The following is a 25,157-nucleotide window of genomic DNA, read 5'->3' on the forward strand; positions in this document are numbered from 1 at the left end:
CCCTCCTGCCATTCATGTGGCAGGGAAGGGGGATTCAAACCTTAATTGTTTAATGCCTTCTTAATAGTTTCTAGATTCCTTCTCATTATGCTAAAGTAATCATCATTTTGCTTCAAATTCTCTTCTGTAATTGCTTCTAGATTATGAAGAATAAGAGATTCGGCTCCAATCTCTTTCTGAATAATTTCCGCTACTTTTGTTGATAGGTTCTGTTCGAAGATCACGTATTGAATTTGATGTTCCTTCGATTCTTCAATAATACTTTGCAAGCCTTTCTGTGTAGGCTCCTGTGTTGGAGACAGGCCTGCAATAGCAATCTGTTCAATTCCGTATCTTTCTTCCCAATATCCATAGGCTGCATGAGAAACGAGCAAATACTTTGTTTTTGAATTCTCGATGGCCGTTTTATATTCCTCGTCAAGTTTCTCTAATTCGCCTTTTAGTTGCAAGAAATTAGTTTCGAACTCTGATTTATGTTCTGGCATTAATTGGATTAGTGAGTTTTTTATATTAGTAGCAAGTTCAATTGATAGAATAGGATCCAGCCATACATGAGGGTCATAATCACCATGGTGATGACCGTGTTCTTCATGCTCATGGTGCTCTTCAGTACTTACTTCGTCATGGCTATGTTCGCCTTGGTCGTGGGTGTGCCCATCATCTTCGTCATGATTATGTTCGCCTTCATCCTCGTGATCATGCTCATGGGTTGATTTTAATAGATCAATACCATCACCAGCTTTTAGAATAGCGACGTTCTCGTTCTTCAAAGATTCTGTTGCTTTCTCTGCAAATCCTTCGATTCCAACTCCTGTATAAATGAATAAATCAGAAACAGCAAGTCCCATCATATCTTTCGTAGAAGGCTCAAAGGAATGAGCATCCACATTTGGCGGGTAAATACTCTTAACGTCAACATAGTTTCCGCCAATTTTCTTTGTGAAATCTTCTAGAGGATAAATAGTTGTTAAAACAGTTAATTTATCCTCATCCTTGTCTACGTTTTCTCCGTCAGCTTTCTTTGCTGTTTCTGTGTTTCCGCAGCCTGAAAGCATTAGACTGAATGTAAATAGGGAGGTGAGAAGAGGTTTTTTAAATTTCATATGTGTAACTCCAATCTTCATTAATTTACTAGTACATGAAACTATCAGCGGCTTAAATCGTAATTATTACGTTTTACATTCTAAAGTAAGACTATGAGTTTGTAAATGTTTTTATGCTTTCTTTCCTTTAAAATTTCACTTTTTAATAAATCAACGCAGCATAATGGAAAAAACGGCAGATCGATTTCTGCCGTTTTTACCTTGTTATTGGTTTGCCAATTTTCGCTTTTCAGCTAAAAGTCTTTGAAATTCTAATTCCAGCTCATCAGAAGGTTCCATACTAAGGCGGCTCAGTACTTCTGTTATCCTAGTTTCTAATAGGAGGAGCTGATCCCCTTTTGTATCGTGTGCAACTTTTGGTGTATAGTTTTTGAATTGCTCATATGTCCCATCAAATAACTGAATCTCTTGGTTGTCAATCGCTAAAATTCGTGTGGCAATGCTCTCGATAAATTGCCGATCATGAGAAACAAAAATAACGGTTCCTTCATATTCCTGCAAGAGGGCTTCGAGTGCTTCCACTGATGGGATGTCAAGAAAGTTTGTTGGTTCGTCTAATATAATTGTATTAATTTCACTAACAAATAATTTAGCGAATGCTACTTTTACTCGTTCCCCGCCGCTTAGGACACCAACTGGCTTATAGACATCCTCTCTGAAAAAATGCAGCCTCGCCAGGACTGTCCGTATGAATGTCTCATTCTGTATCGAGGTTGTGCTGACATTTTCAAGTATGGATTTTTCTGTATTTAAAATATCGATGTTTTGACTAAAATAGCCGATTTTCATGGAAGGGGAGATCGATATCCCTTCCTCCTGATTCATTATTTTTTTCACGAGCGTTGTTTTTCCGCATCCGTTCGGTCCGATGATAGCAAGCTTATCTCCTCCGCGTACATGAAAGCTGGCAGATTTCCAGAGTAATCTCTTACCGATCGAACATTGTATATCTTCTGCTCGCAGGACAATTCGTCCTTTAAAGGTTTCTTCGTTAGGCAAATTCATTTTTATGACAGGCGCATCTTTGACTTTTTCAACTTTATCAAGCTTTTCTAAACGCGTTTCAATCGCCTTTGCCGTTTTTTGCAGTTTCTTTTGCTTTTTAGCGAAGTAAGGCTTGGATTTTCCCGCTTCGATCGAACTTACATTTTTCGGTGTTTTCGTAGCTCGTTCTGCTTTTTTCTCTTTTAATATTAATGCTTCCTCTAACTGTTTTTTCTTCTTCTCATATGATTCGTAAGCTTGCTTCTGCTGGTGCAGCTCCAATTCCTTCTGCTCCATGTAATCGGAGTAGTTACCCTTATATACTTTCACTTTTCCTTCATTAAGCTCCCAAATGGACGTACATAAAGCATCTAAAAATGCACGGTCATGTGAAACAAGAACAAGTGCGCTGAGGGACTTTTTGAATTTCTTTTCCAGCCATTCAATGTGGCTCGTATCCAAATTTGTTGTTGGTTCATCTGCTAGTAAAATAGCAGGGCTTTTTGCGAGTGCGGCATTAATATATTCCTGTGTCACCTCTCCGCCACTTTTTGTCGTATCCGTTCTTTTTAGCTGCGGTAAAAGCTCGCATATGCCATTTGTTGCGATCGTTCCGTTGTCAGGAGATGTTTCTCCTGCTAAAACCTCTAATAAGGTTGTTTTTCCACAGCCGTTCCTGCCAACAAGACCAATTCGATCATGTTTTTGAATTTGTAATTTTTCTATATCTAATAATAAACGGTCTTTTATAAATAATTTGATATGGTTTGCTTCTAATAGCATCATACAATCATCCCCATTTCATAAGTGCTTGGAGACAAAAAAGCCTCCTATCTGCATTCAGAATAGGAGGCATAGGGGTGCACAAAGAGACTACTCCCTTTGAAGGACCAACTATAGAAACCTAATCCTATTCTGAAAACCTCGATTGAAGACAACACGAAATAGAGCAGATATCTGCTAACTAAGACAGTCTTCAATTGATTGCTTTCGAAAAATAGGATTAGAACTTCATCTAATTGGGTCACCCTTTCGCGTATAGTTATTATTACAATATACAATTAGCTGGTATTTGTCAATTGACTGATAAAAAATGGTGGGAATGATATGCATTTAAATGGCCCGATACAATTTGTTGAAATTTAATATTTAAATAACATCGCAATAAATTCGTGGCCTCCGCCAATTGTCCAAAAAAGGATATGATCTCCACGTTTTATTCGACCAGATTCAATTCCTTCATAAAGGGCAATAAATGGACTGCTTGTTCCTGTATAGCCATATTGGTCACCCACATACATTATTTTTTGATCAGGAATGTTAAAATGTTCTTGGATTTTTAGGATATTAGAGAGAGCAAATTGTGATAAACAATAACTATCAATATCTTCACTTTTTAAGTGGTTGCGTTCTAATAGTTTTTTGATTTTTTCATATGTAAAGGGCAAAGAGACGCTTCCATCAAATGGAAACCATTTCATATAATCAATCGATCCTTCTCCTTTAATAGCCTGGGATAAACCCTCTTCAGGATAAAGAATATTATCTCGATAAGTGGAATCTACTTCATAGATCGCATCGATAAATCCGGTATTCTCTTCGGTTTTCTCGAGTATTACGGCACAAGCAGCATCGCCAAAATTAGCATATGTGATTTCCTCTTCAGGATTAGCAATAAGTGAAAAATTATCTGAACCTATAATTAAGGCGGTACGTACATGTGGATTAGATAACATATAACGTGAAGCTTGCTCTATTGAAATGGTCATTCCAGCACAATTTGCGTTTGTATCCATTACAATTGTATCTTTTTTTCCCTTAATAGAATGGTGAACATAGATGGCATTGGTAGGCACAGTTTTCTCTGGGACTTGAGTTGAAAAAATAATCATATCAATATCTGTTCCTGTTAACCCTGCCTTTTCTAATACGCGTTTGGATGCTTCTACCGCCATTGTTATCCCATTTTCACTGTTATTCTCAATTAGGTATCTTTCATTACGTCCCATAACATCCAAAAAATGAGTAATATCTCTGCCTTTTTGTTTAAAATGATCAATAAAGTAGTCGTTTTTAACAATTTTATTAGGGTGGTAAACCTCAATTGCATTGATTTTAATGTTTGTCATAACGTCTCCTATGGATGTCTTATAAATGTATTAAGTAAATGAGTAAGACTAAAAAAGCCTTACTCATTTACTTATCGTATTAAATTTCAGTGACCTCTACATTATTTAAACCGGTATTGCGAGCTAAACGGCTTAATTGCATTTTCAAGACCGCACTCTTTTTTATTTCAATAACAATTTTTTTGAACCCAGAACTATGATAAAGTCGGAAGCAGTTTTCAAGATCTGGAATCATTTCTTGCGTAACTAGATTTAAATCTCGGCAATCAAATTGAAGTATAAATTCATCAGCCTTAATAGCACTTGTTTTACGCTGGTATTCATTAATAAATTCTTGTGCCTTTTCAGGTGTAAAACTTCCACTAACCGTCATGTCGATTGTCTTTTTCACTTGATTTACATTCATCGAATAAGATCCTGTTGCCATAATTGGTTACACACTTCCTTTATTAATTGGTTATTTACTATTAAATTTAGTAAAGCTATTCAAAAAATCATTATATCAGAAAAATATGGGTGAAAAGTGAAAAAATGGTGAAAAATAAATGTATTAATAATTAGATTATTTTAAAATATTCGGGATTGTTATACTAAAAAAAGGAGAAATGTACTCTGATTTAGTTAAATTCCACATCACTCCTGTTGCTTCAACGCAATAAAGGATGGTATTATTTTACATAATATACGGAAAGGAAGGATGAAGATGTCATTTGAAAGTGTAAAAGCTCATTTTAAAAAATGGAATCGTGAAATGGATATGATGGTGTTTGATACATCAAGCGCAACCGTTGATCTGGCTGCTGAAGCAATAGGTGTCATTCCTGCAAGAATTGCAAAGACTCTTTCATTTCGAGGAGAAGGGGACAAAGCTATTCTTGTTGTTGCAGCTGGGGATGCAAAGATTGATAATAAGAAATTTCGTCAAGCTTTCCAATTGAAAGCGCGCATGCTTTCAGCAGATGAGGTAGTGGAGCAAACGGGGCATATGATTGGCGGTGTCTGTCCGTTTGGGTTGGCGAATGATTTGGATGTTTATTTAGATGTCTCCATGAAACGTTTCGAGACTCTTTTCCCTGCTTGTGGAAGTACCAACTCAGCCATTGAACTTACATGTGATGAAATTTTTGAATTTTCCTCTGCAAAAGAATGGGTTGATGTTTGTAAAGGCTGGGAGGATACTGACTCCGAAAATAAAATAGAATTTTCCCAAGTATAACAGGGTACTCATTAATCGATTCGTGTTCATGCTAAAGGTCTATGACTTAGGGAATAGTAGTATGAAAGACGCAATTTCAAGGTGAAAAAGATGAAAATGCTTTGCATTGATGGCGGTGGAATTCGAGGAGTATTTGCTATTTCTATTTTACAAGCAATAGAGGAAGAGTGGGAATGTCCGATTGACGACTTATTTGATGTGGTGGCTGGAACAAGTACAGGGGCGATTATATCTGCATCTATTGTATTGAAGAAGAGTATGAGAGAAGTCATGAAAAGTTATGAATTATATGGGAAGAAAATTTTTGTCAGGCAAGCAAAGGTGGGCCTTTTTAAAAGTATATATAGTGATCAGTATTTACGTCGTTTTTTTCGGAAGGCATTTGGTGAAATGGCACTTGCAGATATTAAAAAGCCGCTGCTGATCCCTGCAGTGGATGTGACAAATGGAAAGCCCTTTATTCATCGATCGAACTACGGACATACGGAGAATGATGATTTATCTATTAAGCTTTGGGATGCTGTTCTCTCCTCCTGTTCGGCACCGGTTTTTTTTCCGCCTAACAATATTAATAATCAGTACTTGTCCATTGATGGGGGTTTATGGGCAAATAATCCATCGCTCGTTTGTGTGACGGAGGCACTTCATCATTTTAAAAAAGATATAAAGGAAATAGAGATCTTTTCTATTGGTACAGGTATGCAGCATATTGATTTTACTATTGGGAAGGAAAAATACTGGGGGGCAAAGCATTGGCTGCCAATTCATTTTCCATCAATGAAGATGACACCAAAATTGCTGGACTTGGCCCTTCAATTGTCATCCGAATCAGTTACGTATCATTGTCAGCATCTGCTTGGTAATCACTATTTTCGATTAAATGGGGATCTTGGGGAAGAAATGCCCTTTGATGAAATTAAATTTATCGATGAACTGATTGAATTGGGAAAACAGGCTTTTTTGAATAAGAAGAAAGATGTTATGTCATTTTTGAATAAAAAGCCTGATTCCCCATAACTAATGGTTGGGAATCAGGCCTCAATTATTCCTTTTTACCTGTCAATACTAAAATAGATGGCAGGAATATGCCACGTATTAAAAATGTATCGAGTAAGATCCCGAATGCCATTGTAAATCCGAATAAGAATAGTTCCTGTAATGGCTGTGTCATCAACACGGCAAAGGTCGCAGCCAAGATTAAACCTGCTGAGGAAATCACGCCTCCTGTAACAGCGACCCCTTTTCCAACTGCTTCCCTCCATGGCAGCTTTGTCGCTTCCTCTTTAATTCTTGAAACAAGCATTATGTTGTAGTCAATTCCGAGTGCGACCATGAAGACAAAAGCGTAAACAGGCAATCGATAGCTGATTGCATCATAGCCCATAAGGTGCTTGAATATCCACCAGCCAAAACCCATTGTTGAAAAGAAAGATAGCAGAATCGTTGCCATCATCAAAATTGGCATCATAACAGATTTTGTTTGGAACCCTAGAATAATAGTAAGAAATACAGTGACAAGTGAGAATAAGACAATCATATCCCTCTGGTTCATATGATTAACATCTAATTGCTGAGCGGTCTGGCCAGCAAAGTGAAGCTTCACATCCGCTGTAGAAAAGCCGCTTGCTTTTAATAGGGATGCTTCTGAATCACGCAGTTTTTGGATTGTATCAAGTGCTTCTTTTTCATATGGATTGCTGTCTAGCACGAATTGAAGTCTAATTGCTTTGTTTGATTCTGCTAAATAATTTCTTGGCAGTGATTCTGGAATATTCAACATTTCATCCTGAATAGTTGGAGTAACAGAGGCAACATTGCTTTCGTCACTAAGTATAGAAACAAGATGATTCACTTTTTCGAATAACTCTGCATTTATAGGAAACTCTTTGTCAGACTTAATTAATACTGTCATAGGTGCTAATTGGCCTGCAGGGTAATTTTCTTCAAGAAGCTCAAAACCTTGCCGTGACGGCATGTCCTCAGGGAAGGATTTTAATAGGTTAAAAGAATATTGAATGGAAGTAAAGTTAAATACGCCAATAAGTAAGACTATTAGTAAGATGCCGCCTAATAAAGCTGGCTTCTTCATCACTTGCTTACTGATCGCAGACCAAATCCCATGTGTTGTTATCTGTGCTTCTTCAACCTTAGGAACAAACGGCCAAAATGCTTTGCGTCCCATTATCGCGAAGATACTAGGGATTAGTGTTAAGCCAGCGATGAGAATTACGACAACTGCCACCGAGAAAACAGGTGCGAAATGATTGTAAGGTTCAAAAATCGTAACAAACAATGTCAGCATTGCAAGAAGAACTGTTCCACCACTGAAAACAATTGGTTCAGAAACGTGGAAAATGGCTTCATTCATAGAAACATACTTAGACTCCTGCTTCTTTAATTCCTCGCGATAACGCGAGAAAACAAATAAGCTATAATCTGTTAGGACCGCAAATAACAAAATAAGCATAATGGATACGGCCGAACTATCAATGGTGAACCAACCATTTTTCCCCGCCAATCCTAAAATTCGATCGACAACTCCGTAAACGATACCCGCGATAATTAATGGAGTGATTGCCAGTATGGGAGAGCGGTAAATAATAATCAAGAGAATAAATATTAAGGCTACAGTTGCAAGCATGAGAACGATATCTGCACTTTTGAAAAGAGAGACGGTATCAGCAGAAATCCCGGCAGGACCAGTGATTTCAAATTGCATTCCATTCATATCGATTTTATTTGCTTTTTCCTTTATTTCATTCATGACTGCAAGTGTCTCAGAAGATTCTAAATCAGGCTCTAATGATAGATTAATGAGCAGTGTAGATTCATTTTCAGAATACATCTGTTTTTGAACATTCGGCGGCAATGAATGAAAGGGAAGTGCACTCATAATCTGTTCCGGCTTTTCGTCTGATCCGAGCCACTCACTTAATTCATTAATTTTTCCGATGTCTTCCTCTGAGATTTTCCCGTCACGGTGAAACACAAGCAAGGCTGGCAGCCCATCCGTAGAAGGAAACTGTTCCTTTAAAATCTGTTGAGCTACTTCTGATGGCTTGTCTCCTTTTATGCTTCCTTCTTTACTATTGACCTCGTACTCTTTTGCCGATGGAGCTAGCAGGCTAAAAAGCACAACTGCTAAGATCCAGGCAAGGATAGTCATCTTTGCTCCCTTTTGACTGCTTGTATATTGAACTAACTTACGAAATGGTTTAAGCATTCAATCCAACTCCTTACTGTTTGATGTTGACTTCATTGTAAGAAGTGAATATGAACGGAGAATGAATGGGATATTTCTTTATACAAGACATATAACAATGAGGATCCGATTAAAATAGGGACTGCATGTGCCAGTGAAAGGAGTGAAAAGGGAGGATACGGTCACAAGTGGGGGTCCCATGTGCCCGGGTAAGGTCGGAAAAGAGGAGTCGCGGTCATAAGTGGGGGTCCCATGTGCCCGGGTAAGGTCGGAAAAGAGAAGTTGCGGTCACAAGTGGGGGTCCCATGTGCCCGAGTAAGGTCGGAAAAGAGAAGTCTGGTCACAAGTGAGGGTTCCATGTACCTGAGCAAGATAGGAAAAGAGCAATCGCGGTCACTAGAAGAGTCATTATGTGCCCGTGAAAGGTGAAAAAAAGAAAAGAAGGTCACAAGCATGGGTACCTTGTGACCACGAAGAATAAAATTCTTGGAAGACAGTTACAGGAAGGATCCGACCTGGACATGTGTATGTTAAATGGCAGCTTCGTACCTATGAAAAACCTGCGCTATTATGAACTCACCATTGTCCCTCCATTCACATGGATAATCTGCCCCGAAACATAGCTTGAGTCCTCAGATGCTAAATATACATAGGCAGGGGCTAATTCAAATGGTTGGCCGGCTCTTTTCATTGGGGTATCCAGTCCAAATTTTATAACCTCTTTCTCGGAAAAGGTCGCAGGAATAAGCGGGGTCCAAATCGGACCTGGTGCAACCGCATTTACTCGAATCTGCTGTTTTTCAAGAGAAAGGGACAATGAACGTGTAAATGCTACAATAGCTCCCTTGGTTGCTGAATAATCGATTAGTTTCTTATTTCCTTCATAAGCGGTTATGGAAGCTGTATTAATAATGGAGCTGCCAGCCTTCAGATGAGGAAGTACGGCTTTCGTTAAGTAAAAGAATGAAAAAATATTTGTTTGAAACGTTTGTTCCAGCTGCTCTTTAGTAATTTCGAGTATGCTTTTTCTTACATATTGAATGGCATGATTGTTGATTAGGATATCAATTCTTCCAAATGCCTGTAATGTTTGCTGAACAACTTGCTGGGACATTTTCTCATCTTTTAAATCACCAGAAATGAGGAGGCACTCCCCTCCAAGCTCTTTAATTCTTTGTTCGGTTTCCTTCGCATCCTTATGTTCATTTAAATAAACAATAACGACCTTTGCCCCTTCTTTAACAAAAGCATAGGAGACTGCACGGCCGATTCCGCTATCTCCGCCGGTTATAATGGCTACTTTTCCTTTAAGTTTCCCTGATCCTTTATAGGATGGTTTCTCTGATATGGGTCTTGGAACCATTAAATATTCAAGCCCTGGCTGAGTTTGTTGATGCTGAGGCGGAAAGGCAATAGGTTGATTCTTACATACTTTTTGGTATCCATAATTGGAAGACGGGTACACTTTTTATACACTCCTCTGATCTTTATCGTTTCATTGTATTCTTAGAAGTTCCCTAAAGTGATCCCTTTGAAACTTTACAAACGAGACATTACGTTTTGACAGCACGTATTATTTTTTATAAAATGAATGAAAGTCAGTCATATATTTTTGAAGGGACAATAAATCATGAATAAAAAAGATAAGATTGTTCATGCAGCAATTGAAGTTTTTCGTGAAAAGGGAATTGAGAAAACGAAAATATCCGATATTGTAAAAATAGCAAATATCGCACAAGGCACGTTTTATTTGTATTTCCCCTCTAAGCTTTCCGTCATGCCGGCAATTGCAGAAGTAATGGTAGAGAAAACCATTGCGGCGGTGAAAAATGAAGTACAAGAGGACGCCTCTTTTACTGCAAAGCTTACCCAAGTAGTTGATGCGATCTTTAAGATCACATGTGATTACCGGGAAATTCTTGCGCTTATCTATGCGGGTATGGGATCAACGGAACATATTAAGGAATGGGAAACAGTATATGAGCCATTCTATTCATGGATCAGCCAATTCCTAAACGAGGCAAAGTCTTCAGGAATGATCCGGGATTCGATTCATGTTGAGCGTACTGCAAAGCTATTCATCGGCTTAGTAGAATCAGCAGCTGAACAGGTTTACTTATATGATTCAAAACAGGATGATCAAGCTTCTATACAAAAAGCTGAGGTTTTAGAATTTTTAAGGTATGGACTAGGCATTCAAGAATAGCAAAAATTGAGTGTTCCAATTCTTATGATTAAAAATGAATGACAGTCAGTCATCGAGAGGGAGAGCAAAAAAATGAAAAGAGCATGGATATATGTTTTTTTAACTTGTTTATTTGAATTAATTTGGGTGTATGGATTTAATGTAGCCGAGACATGGTGGCAATGGGTAATCATTATCGGAATTATTCTGATTGATTTTTACTTTCTACCAAAAGCGTGTGAAAGTCTTCCAACAGGGACCGTTTATGCAGTATTTGCGGGGGTAGGAACAATTGGAACAGCCCTAATGGATATTTTCCTTTTCGGAGGCAGCTTTAGCATAGGGAAGTTTCTTTTTATCGCAATTTTAATAATGGGGGTTATCGGTTTAAATCTAGCTGATAACAAAGAAGAGGAAACAGTATCGAAAGGAGTTGCTTAAGTATGGGCTGGTTGTTTGTCATTTGTGCTGCTGTAAGTGAAGTGATCGGTGTATTAGGATTAAAATTATATAGCCAGAAAAAAACAATAAAAAATGGAATCATCTATTTAGGGGGATTTGGTGCCTCCTTTGCCTTTTTATACACTTCATTCAACTATTTGCAGTTAAGTATTGCTTACGCGGTGTGGATTGGAATTGGAACAGCAGGAGCGGTTCTGTTAAATATGGTGCTTTTTGGGGAATCTAAGAATAAGCTAAGAATTGCAAGTGTGGCTCTTATCGTAATCGGTGTAACGGGTTTGAAGGCATTATCCTAATGTTTTGCAGAACTGACTTTAAGCATTCCTGCAACTTTTAATTGAATGCTTCCGACAGATAAGATGTAATGACTTTTAAGGAGGCATAGGACCTTGAATAAGAAAAGCATACTCGTTATTGGCATGTTATTTACTCTATTAACGGCTTGTCATGCGGATACCCCCGCTTCATCAGATCAATTACAGCAGAGGGAAGATAGACTGCAGCCGAAAGAAAGCAATGTGGCTGCTGATTTGCTAAATCGAGTGATGGAAAAAGCGGATAGCGGAATGACCTTAGGCAGTCCATACAATGTACTGGACAGTAAAATAGATGAAGTAAAAGCGGAGTGGGGAGAGCCAGATCAGATCGATCAAGCAGGTCAAGGTTTCTATGCTACCTATCAAAATAAAAACTTTGCGTTAGGATTTAATGAGGCAGGGGAAATATTTGATGTCCGTTCCTATGCTAAGGAACTTAATGAAATTACGTCCGTACAGATTGAAGAACGTTTTGGTCAGCCAGACCATTTGAGGGAAGCAAATAATGAAGAGATTTATGTTTACGAATTAGACCAGAAAATTGAACTAAAATTCATTATATCAAAAGAAGAAGCCGTTCATCACCTATCTGTTTTTAATTCAGAACGTGCAAAGGATGAGTATGTACTTGATATTAAAGGGGAATCTAGTCAACTGTCTGCATCGGCATGGGAAAGCATGAAGGAATGGCGTAAACAAATTGTTTCATTTGCTCAAAAGAATAAGAATGTGTATATAAATGGTCCAAATAAAAAACAAGTTGCTTTAACCTTTGATGATGGTCCAGATGGGAAAGTAACACCAGCAATTATTGATATCTTAGATGAATATAAGGTAAAAGGGAATTTCTTTTTTCTGGGCAGAAATGTAGAAGTGTACCCGGAAGTTGTGAAAAAGGCATATAACAGTGGTCATTTAGTTTTAAGCCATAGCTATAATCATGTAGAACTGCCGAAGTTATCAGCAAAAGAAATTCAAATAGAAATTGAGCAAGCTGGAAATTCAATTAAATCGGTTATTGGAAAAGAACCTTCCATTATCCGAACGCCGTATGGTGAGACGAATAAACAAGTTGTAGAGATGGCACAGCAGGAGGGATATTCTGTTGTCCTTTGGTCAATAGATACACTTGATTGGTCACAAAAAGAGGCAAGCAATATCGTGAATAATGTTATGAGTCATGTTAGAAATGGCGACATCATTCTCATGCACTCTGATGCGAAGAAGACAGAAGCTGCAAAGGCATTGCCTGAATTAATTGAAGGATTGCAGGAAAAGGGCTTTGAAATGGTAGACTTAGAAACATTATTAAATATAGAAGCTTATCAATAAAAGAATCTGGCATTTTGTCAGGTTCTTTTTATTTCGCGGAAATGCTCAGTTATATAGATGTAATTTTAATTTGTTTGACAATGAATAAACAAAAACATATAATGTCTACTATAATATAAACAAATAAGGGTTGTGACTATAAATGGGTTTATCAGAAATTTTTTGGAATGCCTCAATTGAGGAATTGAAGCAAGGTTATATTGAGGAAGACCGTCATTATATATGTCTTTTATGTGGGAAGTCAACGGAGAAGGGGATTGTTTATCAAGCAGAGGATGTTTTTTATGAAGCGGAAAGATATATGTCTCTTCATATTCAGAGCGAACATGAATCCGTGTTTGATTACCTGATTGATCTCGATAAAAAGCTGACGGGATTGACAGATCATCAAAATCGTCTTCTGCGGCTCTTTTATGAAGGGAAGAGTGATGCGGAAGTGCAGAAGGACATGGGAATTGGCAGTGTATCGACCATTCGGAATCATCGCTTTGTCTTAAAAGAAAAAGAGCGTCAGGCTAAGCTATTTTTAACATTGATGGAGCTTTTAAAAGAAAAAGACAATCATAAACCAGACTTCATTGATATTCATAAAACAGCAAGAATGGTAGATGACCGATACAATGTGACGAAGGAAGAAAATGAAGAAATCTTGAAGAAATTTTTTCCTGCGGGAACAAATGAACAACTGAAATCCTTTCCACCGAAGGAAAAGCAAAGGCTAGTCGTTCTTCGAGCAATAGCCAATCGTTTCAATAGTGAAAAGTTTTACGGGGAAAAGGAAGTTAATCAAATATTAAATGATGCTTTCGATGATTATGTATTATTAAGACGCTATCTAATTGAATACGGCTTTCTAGATCGAAAAGCAGATGGCAGCAAGTATTGGCTGAAAAAATAATCGGGAGGAAAGAGAAAAATGGACAGAAAAAAAGAACTAAAGCAGCAATATAAAGAAATAAAAATTGAAGCAGGGATATTTCAAATTAAAAATACAAAGAACAATAAAATCTTTATTGGCAGTACACGAAATTTAAAAACATTAAATGGGACAAAATTTGCGTTAGAAAATGGTGCCTACACAAATAAAATGCTCCAGAAAGAATGGAGCGAATACGGAAAAGACGCTTTTGAAATGGAAGTGTTAGAGATTTTGAAAGAGAAGGATGATCTCTACTACAATGAGAAGGAAGAATTAGAGAAACTAGAAGAAAAATGGCTGAATCAGCTACAGCCATTCGGAGAACGCGGGTATCACCAGGATAAGACCCGTTAAAAGGAGAAATGAAAGTTGGAATCACAGCAAAATATAAAAATGGAAAAGCTTAAATCTGAAGGTCTAGGAGCGAGCCCATTGCCAGTCTGGCGTCCCATGCTTATGTTCCTCATTCCTTTGATTCTCAGCAATATTCTTCAATCTGTTGGTCAATTATTTGGTATGGTCATTGTTGGACGCTGGCTAGGTGTGAATGAATTGGCTGCTATTTCAGCTTTTTTTCCTTTATTCTTTCTGCTTATTTCTTTTGCCATCGGGATCGGATCAGGCAGTGCAATCTTGATTGGTCAGGCATTCGGAGCGAGAAATGAAGAAAAGCTTAAGGCTGTCGTAGGGACAACATTAACATTTACGTTCATCTTAGGCGTTGTGCTGGCAATCCTCGGAGGAATCTTTGCCATGGATATTCTTCGCTTAATTGGCACACCGGATAATATTATAAATATTAGTGTTCATTATGCAAGAATTCTATTTTGGTCATTGCCTGTATTGTTTTTGTATTCTGTATACACCACTTTTATGCGGGGGACAGGAGATTCAAAAACGCCTTTTTATTTCCTAATTGTCAGCACTGTTCTTAATGTGGCTTTATTGCCGCTGTTAGTGTTCGGCTGGTTTGGTGTTCCGCAGCTCGGTGTGTATGGAGCAGCCTATGCATCCTTACTATCCACTATCATTACTTTTGTTGTCATGCTTTTCTATTTACACAGAGTAAAGCATCCGCTGCAAATGGATGCTTCGATTCGGAAGTATCTTCGAATGGATAAAGAATTGCTTAAACTGCTATTGCGCCTCGGTATTCCATCAAGTATCAGTATGATTTTGCTGTCACTTTCTGAAATCGCAGTAATCACTTTTGTTAACCGCTATGGATCGGATGCAACAGCTGCATATGGTGTAGTGAATCAAGTGGCAAGTTATGTACAGATGCCAGCAATCAGTTTAAGCATCACTGTTTCTGTGTTTGCTGCACAGGCTATTGGAGGCAGTCAATTTGATCGATTAAACCAGGTCATTCGAACAGGGGTCTTATTTAATTATGTAATCAGCGGGGTCTTGATTATTCTTATCTATATTTTCTCTGAAAACATCCTCTCGCTATTTATTACAAGTAAAGAAACAATTGAAATTGCGAATAGTTTGATTATGATTACATTATGGAGTTATGTGATTATTGGGCATGCACATATATTAAATTCGACGATGCGGGCAAGCGGAACCGTCCTATGGCCGACTGTTTTAAGTATTATTCCAATCTGGCTGATCGAGGTTCCTGTTGCGTATTGGTTATCCAGTTACACAAATCTTGGCATCAAAGGGATATGGATTGGTTATCCAGCAGCATTCATTGTGACCTTTGCATTCGTGTATTCTTATTACCGCTGGTCGTGGAAGAAAAAGCAAATTGTTCGTCTAATCTAAAATTGAAAAGGAACATCTTCTAGAAAAAGGAGATGTTCCTTTTGTTTTTTACAAAAAAATCAAAAAAAGCTAAAAAAGGGATAAAAATTACTTTGACAGGTAGAGTAATTTCGGTTAATATTACTCTATCAGATAGAATAGTGAATGTACAAGGGTGTGTCAGAATGATTAGAAGTGATATTATTCGCGGACATTTGGATTCGATTATTTTGCGCTTGATTTACGAAGAGGATCGTTATGGGTATGAAATTTCAAAGGAAATCAGTTTACGCACAGACAATCGATTTCAGATAAAAGAAGCAACTTTATATGCAGTGTTCCAGCGGCTTGAGAAGAAAGAACTAATTGAATCTTACTTGGGGGAAGTTTCCCAAGGCGGAAAAAGGAAATATTACAGAATTACAACGCTGGGAAAAGCTTACTTGCAAGAAATGGTGAAAGAGTGGAAGGAAGTAAGGGCGATCATCGATTTATTTATGGAGGGGTTAAAGTGAAGAAGTTAAAAAATCATGTGGAAGAACTGTTTAAGGACATTCCTGAAAGTGAACAAAAAAATGCAATTAAGCAAGAGGTTTTGGAAAATCTTGAAGAAAAGGTCTGGGATTTAAAGGCTAACGGAAAAGAAGAGGAAGATGCGATTAATAAAGCCATTGTGGAGTTTGGGGATATAGAAGATTTGAAAAAGGAGCTTGGTGTCAAACAGCCAATAAAGAAAAATATGACGAAATTAAATTTAGGTTATTCAATTTGGGGAAGCGCATTAATCATTGCTTTATTTCTTTTTATTAACCTTTATTATTCTCCTGATGTCATCTGGTTTGTTTATCCGACGTTTGCAGTATTATGGTGGCCTTTAACAATGTATTTTAAATGGCAGCGTTCCAAATGAGGGGTGGAAATAAATGAAAAAATATGATGTTGGTTTTGCGGTAGCTGGAAGCATTATGAGTATTCTCTTTTTTATGATCGTAAATTATGTAACAAGCACCGAGTATTTATGGTTTATCTATCCTTCTTTAGCCTTGCTGCTATGGCCAATTGGTCTGTACTGTGCGAAACAGGAAAAACATAAACTATTTTCTATTTTATGCAGTGGACTCATTATTCTATTTCTTATTTCTGAAAATATGATTCATTCGCCGGTTCACCCGTGGTCCTTGTATGCCATCTTTCCTATTCTATGGTGGCCAATCCTAATTATTTTAGGAAAAAGGGCTAAGACCATGTCCATTGCATGGGTAGGGAGCATAAGTATAATTCTATATTATTTAATCTTGAACATACTCATCTCTCCCGGATATCCTTGGGCAATCTATCCTGCGTTTGTCGTGTTATGGTGGCCGTTATCTTTATACCATGCGTTGAAAAAGACATTTTTCACATTCTCGGTACATGCTAGTTTATTAATCATCTTATTTTTCATTACTGTGAATGCAGTCTCCTCTCCAAACACAATTTGGGCGGTTTATCCAATTTTTTGTGTATTATGGTGGCCCCTTTCTATGTATTATTTCGTCTATAAGAAGAGAAGAGTAAATTGATTAGAATTCTAGAAGAAAGTGAAGGTAGATTATGGAGGAGAAAAAGGTCTATATCATTTTTACAGATACAGGAACACTTTTTACGAAATTAATCAAGCTATATACGAAACAGCCATTAAACCATGTATCGATTTCATTTGATAAACAATTAACGAATATATTCAGCTTCGGGCGCAAGAAGCCATATAATCCCTTTATTGGCGGCTTTGTAAGGGAAAGAATTGCAGAGGGATTGTTTAAAAAAGCGAGATGTGAGATATATAGCTATTCCCTATCAGAAGAGGAATATGAACAAATGCAAACAAAGGTTAGACAAATTGAAGCAAAGAAAGATTTATATAAATATAACTTCTTAGGACTTATTGCCATTATGCTTAGATATAATCTTAAACGAAAAAATGCGTTCTTTTGCTCTCAATTTGTTGCAACCATTTTAAATGAAAAAAAAGGAATGCTTGATAAATCCCCGAGCCAATGTACACCTCAAGATTTATTGGCGGTGAACAAGCTTGAATTAGTATTTAAAGGAAATCTTGTTCTCTATCCGCATCAGGCAAGTGAAAAAATGATCGAACATGACTTTAGTTTCGGAAAACCAATGATTTATAAATCACCTGATTTTAGCTAGTTTTCATATGAAAGATCATTAGTAAAGCTGATAAACGATTGCCTTATGAGCCGTTTATCAGCTTTTTCATATTTCCTCATTTTCATCTTTCAATAGTTTTAAAAATACAGACAACGCCTTTGTTTGGAAGGGAGAGCGCAAAACAACTGAAAATTCTCTTGTAAGAGAAATTCCCTTCACATCGATTACTGCTAATGAGCCGTTTTCTCTTTCTTTTTGAATGACCCAATCAGACAATAGACTAATGCCAATTCCGGCTTCGACAGATTCTTTAATTAATTGTGTACTCCCAAATTCTAATATTTTTTGAGGTGCAATGTTAAATTGTTTAAAAAGTTTCTCAGTCGCTTCTCTTGTTCCTGAGCCGTTTTCTCTTACAACCCATGTTTCTTCCTCAATATCAGCGATAGATACCTCGCCTTCTATGTGTGATAATCGATTTTTTGGAGAGGCGATGATACTCATCTTATCAACTGCAAAAGGCTCAATTTTTAAATTTTTCTCCTTGTATTGTCCTTCCACAATGCCGATATCTAATTGATGTCCAAGGACGAGTTCAGCTATTTCCTTCGTATTTCCAATGGTGATGGCTGGCTTTATTTGTGGATATTTTTCTTGCATGTCAGCAATTAAGTGAGGCAGAACATACTCCCCGAAAGAATAGCTTGCTCCAATGGATAACAGTCCATTTGGATTATTTGTAAGGTCATCGATTAAATAGTGCATTTTCCCATAGAGCCCTAATATTTCTTTAGCATGATGGTAAACAATTTCTCCGGCTTTATTTAAATGGACATATTTATTGGTTCGTTCTAATAATTTGGTGCCCATTGCACGTTCTAAAGCTTGAATGTACTGGCTGACAGCAGGCTGGGTCATATGTAATTCTTCAGCTGCACGTGAAAAGTTCTGCTTTTCCGCTACAGTGACAAAGACAGCTAATTGCTGGTCCAAATCATCACCTCCGCTAGGTATGTGTTTTACTTATTATTAGCATTATAAAATATTATTTTCCTTATAGTAAAGAAAACATTATGCTAAGATTACAATCAGTTTGGAGGTGTTGAAATGTCAGCACAAGCAGCTAAAGTAGATTCAACTGGTAAAGAACAGCTTCAGCCAGAAAAAAAACCTGTCTCAACTGGAAGATTGGTCGGTGGGATTGCGTTTACTTTTTTGATCGCTTTATTAGGCTACTTACTAGCAAAATTACCTGGGTTTGACCATGTTGGTCAGCTGGCTTCCGCAATAGTAATTGCGGTTTTATACCGGAATATTTTTGGATACCCGGAGCTTTTGCGGGCAGGTATTGGTTTTTCCTCAAAAAAACTCTTAAGATTTGCCATTATTTTATATGGGTTAAAGCTCAATATCGGGACGGTTTTAGAGGATGGTCTTGGATTACTTATCCGTGATGCTGGGGTTATTGTTTTTGCTATTTTGTTAACCGTTTGGCTGGCCCGCTTGTTAAAAGCAGATAAGAATATATCACTGCTGGTCGGAGTAGGAACTGGGGTATGTGGGGCAGCTGCCATTGCGGCTATTGCTCCAATTATCAAGTCCAAGGATGAGGATACAGCCATTGGGGTTGGAATTATTGCACTTGTAGGTACTATTTTTGCAATTGGCTATACGATTTTACGTCATGTCCTTCCATTAACGGCAAGTGAATATGGCATTTGGTCAGGAATTAGTTTACATGAGATCGCTCATGTTGCATTAGCAGCTGCACCTGGGGGACAGGATGCACTCGCTATTGGCTTGCTTGCAAAACTAGGCAGAGTATTTTTGCTCGTTCCACTATGTTTTATTTTTATGTACATGATGAAAAAGAAAAACGCAGGAGATAAAAATTCTGATACGAGGATTGAATTTCCATGGTTTCTCATTGGGTTTATGATTATGAGTGTAGTTGGCAGTTATGTACTAGGAAAGTCGATTCCTGTTTCTGAAACGTTTACGAACGGGGTAACGAATCTTACTACTTGGTGTTTAACAGCAGCAATGGTCGGACTTGGCCTGAATGTCAGCCTTCACGATTTGCGTACGAAAGCATTAAAGCCGTTAATTGCCATGGGGATTGCTTCTATCTGTTTATCAATTATCGCTTATTTTATTGTTTAATTATAAAAAGCGGATTTTCCTAAAGTGGAAAATCCGCTTCTATTTTCATCGGTCCTTTGAATGTACTTGCTTTTCCTTCGCTTTCGTTGGCCAGATAAAGTTTGAAATGGCAATTAGAAAATCAATTCCTAAAATAATTGACCATAACCTTAATATCCCACTTAATGCTTCGGTTCGGGAGGAGTCATTTATAAAATAAATCATCCCGGCAAGAAGCCCGGCACCTATGAGAAATGCAATGACATGCCTGCCCCATCCTTTAAGATAATGCTTAGCATATTCCAGCCCATAACGTTTAGCCGGCTTCGGTCCTTGTTTTGTAATATAGTATTGGAAGCGCTCGTCTGCCCATTGAATCATACTTTTCCCAAAGGCGATTGATACACCTATATAAACGGCTGCAATCCCATGAATACTAGATGCAGTTGCTCCACGGTATAAATCAATACTTGTCGTTACTAATAAAATTAAGTCAATAACAGGTGTTAAGCCTAAAAATACTAAACCAAGCTTATTCATCTTAAATACGTAGCGAGTGACTAAACCTAAGGCAATAACGACCCAGAAGCCGATCTCACACGCAATAATCATCCATGCAAGGAAATTCAAACGTGCACCTCTTTTCAATACAGATGTATTATATAAAAAGTATTTTACCATGCTATTTTATATAATACAACTGTATTATAAAATTGAAAAATTAATTTTTCATTGATAAAATAATACTATGCCAAAAATTGTTGATCATGAAAAAAGACGAAAACAAATTGCTGAAGCTACATGGCGGGTCATCTTAAATCTAGGGATGGAAGGAGCGACCGTTAGGAATATCGCAAAGGAAGCAGGGCTATCGCTTGGAGCCTTGCGTCATTATTTTTCTACACAGGATGAATTGCTTGTGTACGCGATGGATCTTGTGAAGGAACAGGCAACTGTACGTATTAATGAAATAACTAGGAAGGATTTGCCGCCAAAAGAAATGATCTTAAGCATTTTATTGCAAATGGTCCCTATAAATGAGGAAACCATGGCCGAAATGGAGGTATGGATTGCTTTTATTGCCCATGCCAGACATAGGGAAGATATTTTTAATATAAAGGATGATGGTGTCTTTAATGGCATAAAAAAGCTAGTTGATTCCATGGATCAGTATGGCCTGCTGCGGAAAGAACTGGATATAGCTGTAGAAACAGAAAGGTTGTATGCCCTTATTGACGGGATTGCTCTTCATGCATTGCTTGAGCCGAAGCGGGTTGACAAGGAGCGAATCGTTCGTGTGTTAGAACATCATTTGGATACGATTTGTATAGAGTAAATAAAACGGACTTCCGATAAAGGATAGTCCGTTTTTCGTTCTGTTTTTATTCTGATTTTGGGAGATAATATACTTTTGCCACATATTTTTTATCAACAAATGGTGTTTTTATTCTATAAGCCTCCATGATTTTGAACATGATTTTCTTTAATCACAGTTTTTCTCAAAGGAACTGTTTGCCAGTACGTAAACATACGCCAAATCCATTCAAGCGGTCCCATCTTAAAGTATTGCAGCCAAACAACACTGAAGAGGATTTGAATAGCATAAATAGCTAAGCATAAATAAAGCGTTTGGACATAAGTCAGATTGGTTATGAAATGAAATATCCTGCCAAAAAGTAAAATAAAAGCTGTTTGACCAATATAGTTTGTGAATGCCATTCGCCCGTAATATTTAAGGGGGCTAAGAATGGTTTGTACGATATTTGTTTGTAGGAGCAAGAGCAAAATTCCTATATAAAAGGCTGATATAATCGGTCCGTTTGTTACCCCGATTTGGAGAAACTTACTTGCCTGATCGAGGGGGCCATCTTCACTTAGTAAAATCATCGTTTCAAATGGCTGTTCAGGCATGTTTAAGTATTGGATATACAACCCAATCATGCTAAGGATAAGCATAATTACTGTAAATATAAAAAGCTGTTTTGTTTTTTGCTTCAGTTTTTCAAATATTTCATATTGTCCGCAAGCAAGTCCTAGTAAAATAAGAGGCAGAGGTAAAGCTACCTTTATTCCCATGACACCAAATATAATAATAAGAATGATACTAATTGCTAAATTTATATGTTTATTAACTTTATAAAAAGGCAATGTAATGAAACCGCAAATGGCATAAACCATTAAAGCTTCACCTGGATGAAACAAGGAATGAAGAATTCCGAACACAAACATTGCAGCTATCCTGCGTAAAAAAAGGACATGCCCTTTTTTTCCTTTTGCATTGGCTCGTGTAATAAAGAGATAGAAGCCAACTCCAAATAGAAAGGAGAAAATAGTGTAGAAACGGCCTTCTACAAATAAGTATAGAAAACGCTGGTAGCTTGCATCTATAGTAAGCGGATCTGGTATTTTAATATGAAGCAGTGCAAGAATGTTAACTAAAATAATACCGAGTAATGCAAAGCCTCGAATGTAATCAAGTACATCAATTCGTTTGTTCGCTTTTGGGTTTTCCATAAAACCTCCTTGTAAGTCTGACTTCATTTATCTTACATGAGTCCGGATGAATTATATATTGTTTTCCCTTATAAAGACTCTTACATTTTTGTAAGATAGGGTGTTATTGTAAAAGGATTGTTTGAAAGATTATGATAGCTATACAAAATCAATAAAGCTTCAAGAGCATCTGCTAACTACCACGTTTATAAATGTCGGTCTGCCTAATTTTACTGCGCTGGTTAATTCTTCATAAATAAAGGTTTGTTTAATTAATCAGAACCGACAATTTATTTTTTACACAGAAATGAGGTGAAGATAAATGGATATAGAGATAAACATTTTAGTAGTGGAAGATGATAATGATATTAGCCAATTGCTATGCAGCATAATCAAAAGGAGCGGTTATGCCCCACAGCCTGCCTTTTCAGGTACTGAAGCGATGATTTATTTAGAAAGACAAGAGTGGGATCTGGTTCTGTTAGATTTAATGCTGCCTGGAATGAGTGGAGAAGAAATCCTTGCGGAAATTAGTAAAAAAAGTTCGGTTCCCGTCCTCATCATCTCCGCAAAATTGGAGCAGAAAACGAAAATTGAGACATTAAGAACAGGAGCAGATGATTATATTACAAAACCTTTCGATATTGAGGAGGTTGCAGCAAGGATTGACTCCCATTTGCGAAGATATAAACGTTCAGGGGATTTACGGAAAAATCCAGAGTTGAAGCATAAAGATATTAGTATTGATACAGAAGCAAAAGCAGTAAAGGTGAATGGAGGAGAGGTACCATTAACTGCACGTGAATACGCGATATTAGTTCTATTGTTCTCTTCACCTAAGAAGGTGTTTACCAAAGCCAACGTATTTGAAGCTGTATGGGATGAAGTATTTTATGGAGATGATAATACGATTAATGTACATATGAGCAATTTAAGGAATAAACTAGCCAAGGCCAATCCAAATGAAGAATATATCGAGACAATATGGGGAATGGGCTATCGTTTAAAATCTTAAGGTTTTCTTAAGAATCATCTTAAGCCTTTCTTATGTTTTCCTTTTTATACTAAAAGCATCACATGAGGGAGGGGAGAAAATGAATGACTACGTTCTAAGAACCAATCATTTATCAAAAAGATATAAGAATCAATTTGCTCTCGATAATATTGACCTTACGATTAAAAAGGGGTCTATTTATGGATTTATTGGGCAAAATGGCGCTGGAAAATCAACACTCATACGGGTAGTAACAGGGCTTGCGTATCCGACAAGCGGCTCCATTGAGCTATTCGGAAAGAGCAGTGAACAAGAGCTTATTCAGGCTAGAAAAAGAATTGGGACAATTATTGAAGGACCTGCCTTGTATCCGCAAATGACAGCAGCGGAGAATCTTGAAACGCACAGACTTTTAAAAGGTATACCTGGAAAAGATTGTGTGGAAAATATGCTTGCTCTTGTCGGTCTTCAAGGAGCAGGGAAGAAAAAAGCAAAGAATTTTTCTTTAGGGATGAAGCAGCGCCTCGGTCTTGGAATTGCCTTATTAGGTGATCCGGAATTTTTGATTCTTGATGAACCGATAAATGGATTAGATCCTATGGGCGTTGTAGAAATAAGAGAGCTATTGAAGAAATTAAATCAGGAGTATGGGATCACCATCTTGATTTCGAGCCACATATTAAGCGAACTTCATTTACTTGCGACCCATTATGGAATTATTCATAAAGGGGAATTGTTAGAGCAATTGACAGTAAAGGAACTTAATGAAAGATGCCAGCAGTACATTCATGTGAAAGTCGATCATCCAGATAAAGCGGCAGCCATTTTTGAAACGAAGCTTGGGACAACTCAATATGAAGTCATGCCTGAAGGTACCATTAAGCTGTTCGACTATCTGGATGCTCCCGGCCGTGTTTCCAAGACACTTGCAGATGAAGGGCTAATAATCGAGCAATTCATGCCGATGGGGGAAGATTTGGAAACATATTTCTCCAATCGGATCGGGGGTGTTCAGCATGGATAATTTAGTAAAGGCAGAGTTATTTAAGTTAAGGAAGGATCGTTCCTTTGCGACATTAATTATTGGGTTGCTTGCATCAGGAATTTTTTATCCGATGCTGATCTTTTTTAATGATGGAGTATTTGGCGCAGATGCTATTTCGGTGAAAGAATTGTATGCTTATACGGCACTTGGCGGCAATAATTACATCGTTAAACTTGTCCCTTGTATCCTTGCAGGTTTCTTTATTTCCGGTGAGTATTCAATGGGTACAATGAAAAGTATCGGAGCATCTGGCAATAGCAGAATTCGAATCTACTTTTCTAAATTAATGATTTTTTCTATTGGAGCAATGATTATTTCATTAACTTTCCCAATTGTCATAATGGTAGTGGGAGCCATGTTATCAGGTTTTAATGATATGCCAGCACTAGATTACATCGTTCGGACTCTCGGTTTAACCATCATCTATGCAGCGGCATTTGCTTCCATTATGGCTTTAGTTTCAATTATATTTACTGACAGCGGCAAGACAATTGGTTTTCTTATTTTATTCTTCATTCTTTTTGATAGTATCTTCTATGCATTAAGTCAAAAGTTTTCTTTTATTGAACAAATCTTTAATTACTCAGTGTTCAAGCTGTTTTTAGAAATCGACGAATTTAACATAAGTCATGGCACCCTTCTGAAATTTGTGCTTGTTCCAATCATAACCTTTGCAGTTTTTGGACTTATAGGCAGCTGGGTATTTCAGAAGAAAGAAATAAAATAAC

27 protein-coding genes are annotated in these 25,157 nt (G+C 37.4%); 18 read left to right on the plus strand and 9 right to left on the minus strand.

Annotated elements, in window-relative coordinates; translation table 11 throughout:
- Nucleotides 1-41 precede the first annotated feature (41 nt).
- The 4 genes from AN957_RS01870 to AN957_RS01885 form a co-directional block, all read right to left on the minus strand.
- Complete coding sequence (locus tag AN957_RS01870; protein WP_053478195.1) at nucleotides 42-1,103, minus strand: metal ABC transporter substrate-binding protein; 1,062 nt, start codon at nucleotides 1,101-1,103, stop codon at nucleotides 42-44.
- Between the two features lie 204 nt (nucleotides 1,104-1,307).
- Nucleotides 1,308-2,873 (minus strand): Vga family ABC-F type ribosomal protection protein, encoded by a 1,566-nt coding sequence (locus AN957_RS01875; protein WP_053478194.1) that lies wholly within the window; start codon nucleotides 2,871-2,873, stop codon nucleotides 1,308-1,310.
- Nucleotides 2,874-3,229: 356 nt separating this feature from the next.
- Nucleotides 3,230-4,216 carry a ketoacyl-ACP synthase III gene (locus AN957_RS01880; protein WP_053478193.1) on the minus strand — a complete coding sequence of 329 codons (987 nt, stop codon included), beginning with the start codon at nucleotides 4,214-4,216 and terminating at the stop codon, nucleotides 3,230-3,232.
- Nucleotides 4,217-4,295: 79 nt separating this feature from the next.
- Entirely contained in the window at nucleotides 4,296-4,643 is a 348-nt protein-coding gene (locus AN957_RS01885; RefSeq protein WP_053478192.1) for a hypothetical protein, read from the minus strand.
- Nucleotides 4,644-4,919: 276 nt separating this feature from the next.
- Between AN957_RS01885 and AN957_RS01890 the strand changes: the two genes are divergently transcribed.
- Both AN957_RS01890 and AN957_RS01895 read left to right on the plus strand, forming a co-directional pair.
- Nucleotides 4,920-5,432, plus strand: coding sequence for a YbaK/EbsC family protein (locus AN957_RS01890; protein ID WP_053478191.1), 513 nt, complete (start codon nucleotides 4,920-4,922; stop codon nucleotides 5,430-5,432).
- A 90-nt stretch (nucleotides 5,433-5,522) separates the two neighbouring features.
- Nucleotides 5,523-6,449, plus strand: coding sequence for a CBASS cGAMP-activated phospholipase (locus AN957_RS01895; RefSeq protein ID WP_053478190.1), 927 nt, complete (start codon nucleotides 5,523-5,525; stop codon nucleotides 6,447-6,449).
- A gap of 25 nt (nucleotides 6,450-6,474) precedes the next feature.
- Here AN957_RS01895 and AN957_RS01900 read toward each other — a convergent pair whose 3' ends face one another.
- Together AN957_RS01900 and AN957_RS01905 are read right to left on the minus strand one after the other, a co-directional pair.
- On the minus strand, nucleotides 6,475-8,655 hold the full coding sequence (locus tag AN957_RS01900) for an MMPL family transporter (protein ID WP_056681983.1): 2,181 nt from the start codon (nucleotides 8,653-8,655) through the stop codon (nucleotides 6,475-6,477).
- A 547-nt stretch (nucleotides 8,656-9,202) separates the two neighbouring features.
- Complete coding sequence (locus AN957_RS01905; RefSeq protein ID WP_056681985.1) at nucleotides 9,203-10,099, minus strand: SDR family oxidoreductase; 897 nt, start codon at nucleotides 10,097-10,099, stop codon at nucleotides 9,203-9,205.
- A 162-nt stretch (nucleotides 10,100-10,261) separates the two neighbouring features.
- Between AN957_RS01905 and AN957_RS01910 the strand changes: the two genes are divergently transcribed.
- The 11 genes from AN957_RS01910 (at nucleotide 10,262) to AN957_RS01960 (ending at nucleotide 17,794) form a co-directional block, all read left to right on the plus strand.
- Nucleotides 10,262-10,840 carry a TetR/AcrR family transcriptional regulator gene (locus AN957_RS01910; RefSeq protein ID WP_053478187.1) on the plus strand — a complete coding sequence of 193 codons (579 nt, stop codon included), beginning with the start codon at nucleotides 10,262-10,264 and terminating at the stop codon, nucleotides 10,838-10,840.
- Nucleotides 10,841-10,912: 72 nt separating this feature from the next.
- A complete protein-coding gene (locus AN957_RS01915) occupies nucleotides 10,913-11,260 on the plus strand; it encodes a DMT family transporter (RefSeq protein WP_053478186.1) in 348 nt (115 codons plus the stop codon).
- Between the two features lie 2 nt (nucleotides 11,261-11,262).
- A complete protein-coding gene (locus AN957_RS01920; protein WP_053478185.1) occupies nucleotides 11,263-11,577 on the plus strand; it encodes a DMT family transporter in 315 nt (104 codons plus the stop codon).
- 93 nt (nucleotides 11,578-11,670) lie between these two features.
- On the plus strand, nucleotides 11,671-12,930 hold the full coding sequence (locus tag AN957_RS01925; protein WP_053478184.1) for a polysaccharide deacetylase family protein: 1,260 nt from the start codon (nucleotides 11,671-11,673) through the stop codon (nucleotides 12,928-12,930).
- Nucleotides 12,931-13,072: 142 nt separating this feature from the next.
- Nucleotides 13,073-13,828: a DUF2087 domain-containing protein gene (locus tag AN957_RS01930; RefSeq protein ID WP_053478183.1), complete on the plus strand. Its 756-nt coding sequence runs from the start codon at nucleotides 13,073-13,075 to the stop codon at nucleotides 13,826-13,828.
- A gap of 18 nt (nucleotides 13,829-13,846) precedes the next feature.
- Nucleotides 13,847-14,203, plus strand: coding sequence for a GIY-YIG nuclease family protein (locus AN957_RS01935; RefSeq protein WP_053478182.1), 357 nt, complete (start codon nucleotides 13,847-13,849; stop codon nucleotides 14,201-14,203).
- Between the two features lie 39 nt (nucleotides 14,204-14,242).
- On the plus strand, nucleotides 14,243-15,625 hold the full coding sequence (locus AN957_RS01940) for an MATE family efflux transporter (RefSeq protein WP_053478222.1): 1,383 nt from the start codon (nucleotides 14,243-14,245) through the stop codon (nucleotides 15,623-15,625).
- Nucleotides 15,626-15,789: 164 nt separating this feature from the next.
- Nucleotides 15,790-16,119, plus strand: a complete 330-nt coding sequence (locus AN957_RS01945; RefSeq protein WP_053478221.1) for a PadR family transcriptional regulator — start codon at nucleotides 15,790-15,792, stop codon at nucleotides 16,117-16,119.
- Nucleotides 16,116-16,514, plus strand: a complete 399-nt coding sequence (locus AN957_RS01950) for a permease prefix domain 1-containing protein (RefSeq protein ID WP_053478181.1) — start codon at nucleotides 16,116-16,118, stop codon at nucleotides 16,512-16,514. The genes AN957_RS01945 and AN957_RS01950 overlap by 4 nt, the downstream gene beginning before the upstream one ends.
- 13 nt (nucleotides 16,515-16,527) lie before the next feature.
- On the plus strand, nucleotides 16,528-17,166 hold the full coding sequence (locus tag AN957_RS01955; RefSeq protein WP_053478180.1) for a hypothetical protein: 639 nt from the start codon (nucleotides 16,528-16,530) through the stop codon (nucleotides 17,164-17,166).
- A gap of 31 nt (nucleotides 17,167-17,197) precedes the next feature.
- The gene (locus AN957_RS01960; protein ID WP_075209067.1) at nucleotides 17,198-17,794 is read left to right on the plus strand and encodes a hypothetical protein; all 597 of its coding nucleotides are present in this window, start codon (nucleotides 17,198-17,200) and stop codon (nucleotides 17,792-17,794) included.
- Between the two features lie 66 nt (nucleotides 17,795-17,860).
- Here the strand turns inward: AN957_RS01960 and AN957_RS01965 are convergent, their stop codons facing one another.
- Nucleotides 17,861-18,748 carry a LysR family transcriptional regulator gene (locus tag AN957_RS01965; RefSeq protein WP_053478179.1) on the minus strand — a complete coding sequence of 296 codons (888 nt, stop codon included), beginning with the start codon at nucleotides 18,746-18,748 and terminating at the stop codon, nucleotides 17,861-17,863.
- Between the two features lie 114 nt (nucleotides 18,749-18,862).
- Here AN957_RS01965 and AN957_RS01970 point away from each other — a divergent pair, with 114 nt between their 5' ends.
- Complete coding sequence (locus tag AN957_RS01970; protein WP_056681988.1) at nucleotides 18,863-19,918, plus strand: YeiH family protein; 1,056 nt, start codon at nucleotides 18,863-18,865, stop codon at nucleotides 19,916-19,918.
- Nucleotides 19,919-19,963: 45 nt separating this feature from the next.
- Here the strand turns inward: AN957_RS01970 and AN957_RS01975 are convergent, their stop codons facing one another.
- Nucleotides 19,964-20,527 (minus strand): hypothetical protein, encoded by a 564-nt coding sequence (locus AN957_RS01975; protein WP_053478178.1) that lies wholly within the window; start codon nucleotides 20,525-20,527, stop codon nucleotides 19,964-19,966.
- Between the two features lie 118 nt (nucleotides 20,528-20,645).
- Between AN957_RS01975 and AN957_RS01980 the strand changes: the two genes are divergently transcribed.
- Nucleotides 20,646-21,233 (plus strand): TetR/AcrR family transcriptional regulator, encoded by a 588-nt coding sequence (locus tag AN957_RS01980; protein ID WP_053478177.1) that lies wholly within the window; start codon nucleotides 20,646-20,648, stop codon nucleotides 21,231-21,233.
- Nucleotides 21,234-21,346: 113 nt separating this feature from the next.
- Here the strand turns inward: AN957_RS01980 and AN957_RS01985 are convergent, their stop codons facing one another.
- A complete protein-coding gene (locus AN957_RS01985) occupies nucleotides 21,347-22,411 on the minus strand; it encodes a DUF418 domain-containing protein (RefSeq protein ID WP_053478176.1) in 1,065 nt (354 codons plus the stop codon).
- A gap of 301 nt (nucleotides 22,412-22,712) precedes the next feature.
- Between AN957_RS01985 and AN957_RS01990 the strand changes: the two genes are divergently transcribed.
- The 3 genes from AN957_RS01990 to AN957_RS02000 all read left to right on the plus strand — a co-directional run bounded on the left by AN957_RS01990 (nucleotide 22,713) and on the right by AN957_RS02000 (nucleotide 25,156).
- Nucleotides 22,713-23,405 carry a response regulator transcription factor gene (locus AN957_RS01990; protein WP_056681990.1) on the plus strand — a complete coding sequence of 231 codons (693 nt, stop codon included), beginning with the start codon at nucleotides 22,713-22,715 and terminating at the stop codon, nucleotides 23,403-23,405.
- Between the two features lie 79 nt (nucleotides 23,406-23,484).
- A complete protein-coding gene (locus AN957_RS01995) occupies nucleotides 23,485-24,408 on the plus strand; it encodes an ABC transporter ATP-binding protein (RefSeq protein ID WP_053478175.1) in 924 nt (307 codons plus the stop codon).
- Complete coding sequence (locus AN957_RS02000; protein ID WP_053478174.1) at nucleotides 24,401-25,156, plus strand: ABC transporter permease; 756 nt, start codon at nucleotides 24,401-24,403, stop codon at nucleotides 25,154-25,156. The genes AN957_RS01995 and AN957_RS02000 overlap by 8 nt, the downstream gene beginning before the upstream one ends.
- Nucleotide 25,157 lies beyond the last annotated feature (1 nt).

Source organism: Cytobacillus solani, from assembly GCF_001420595.1.
Lineage (GTDB): Bacteria > Bacillota > Bacilli > Bacillales > Cytobacillaceae > Cytobacillus > Cytobacillus solani.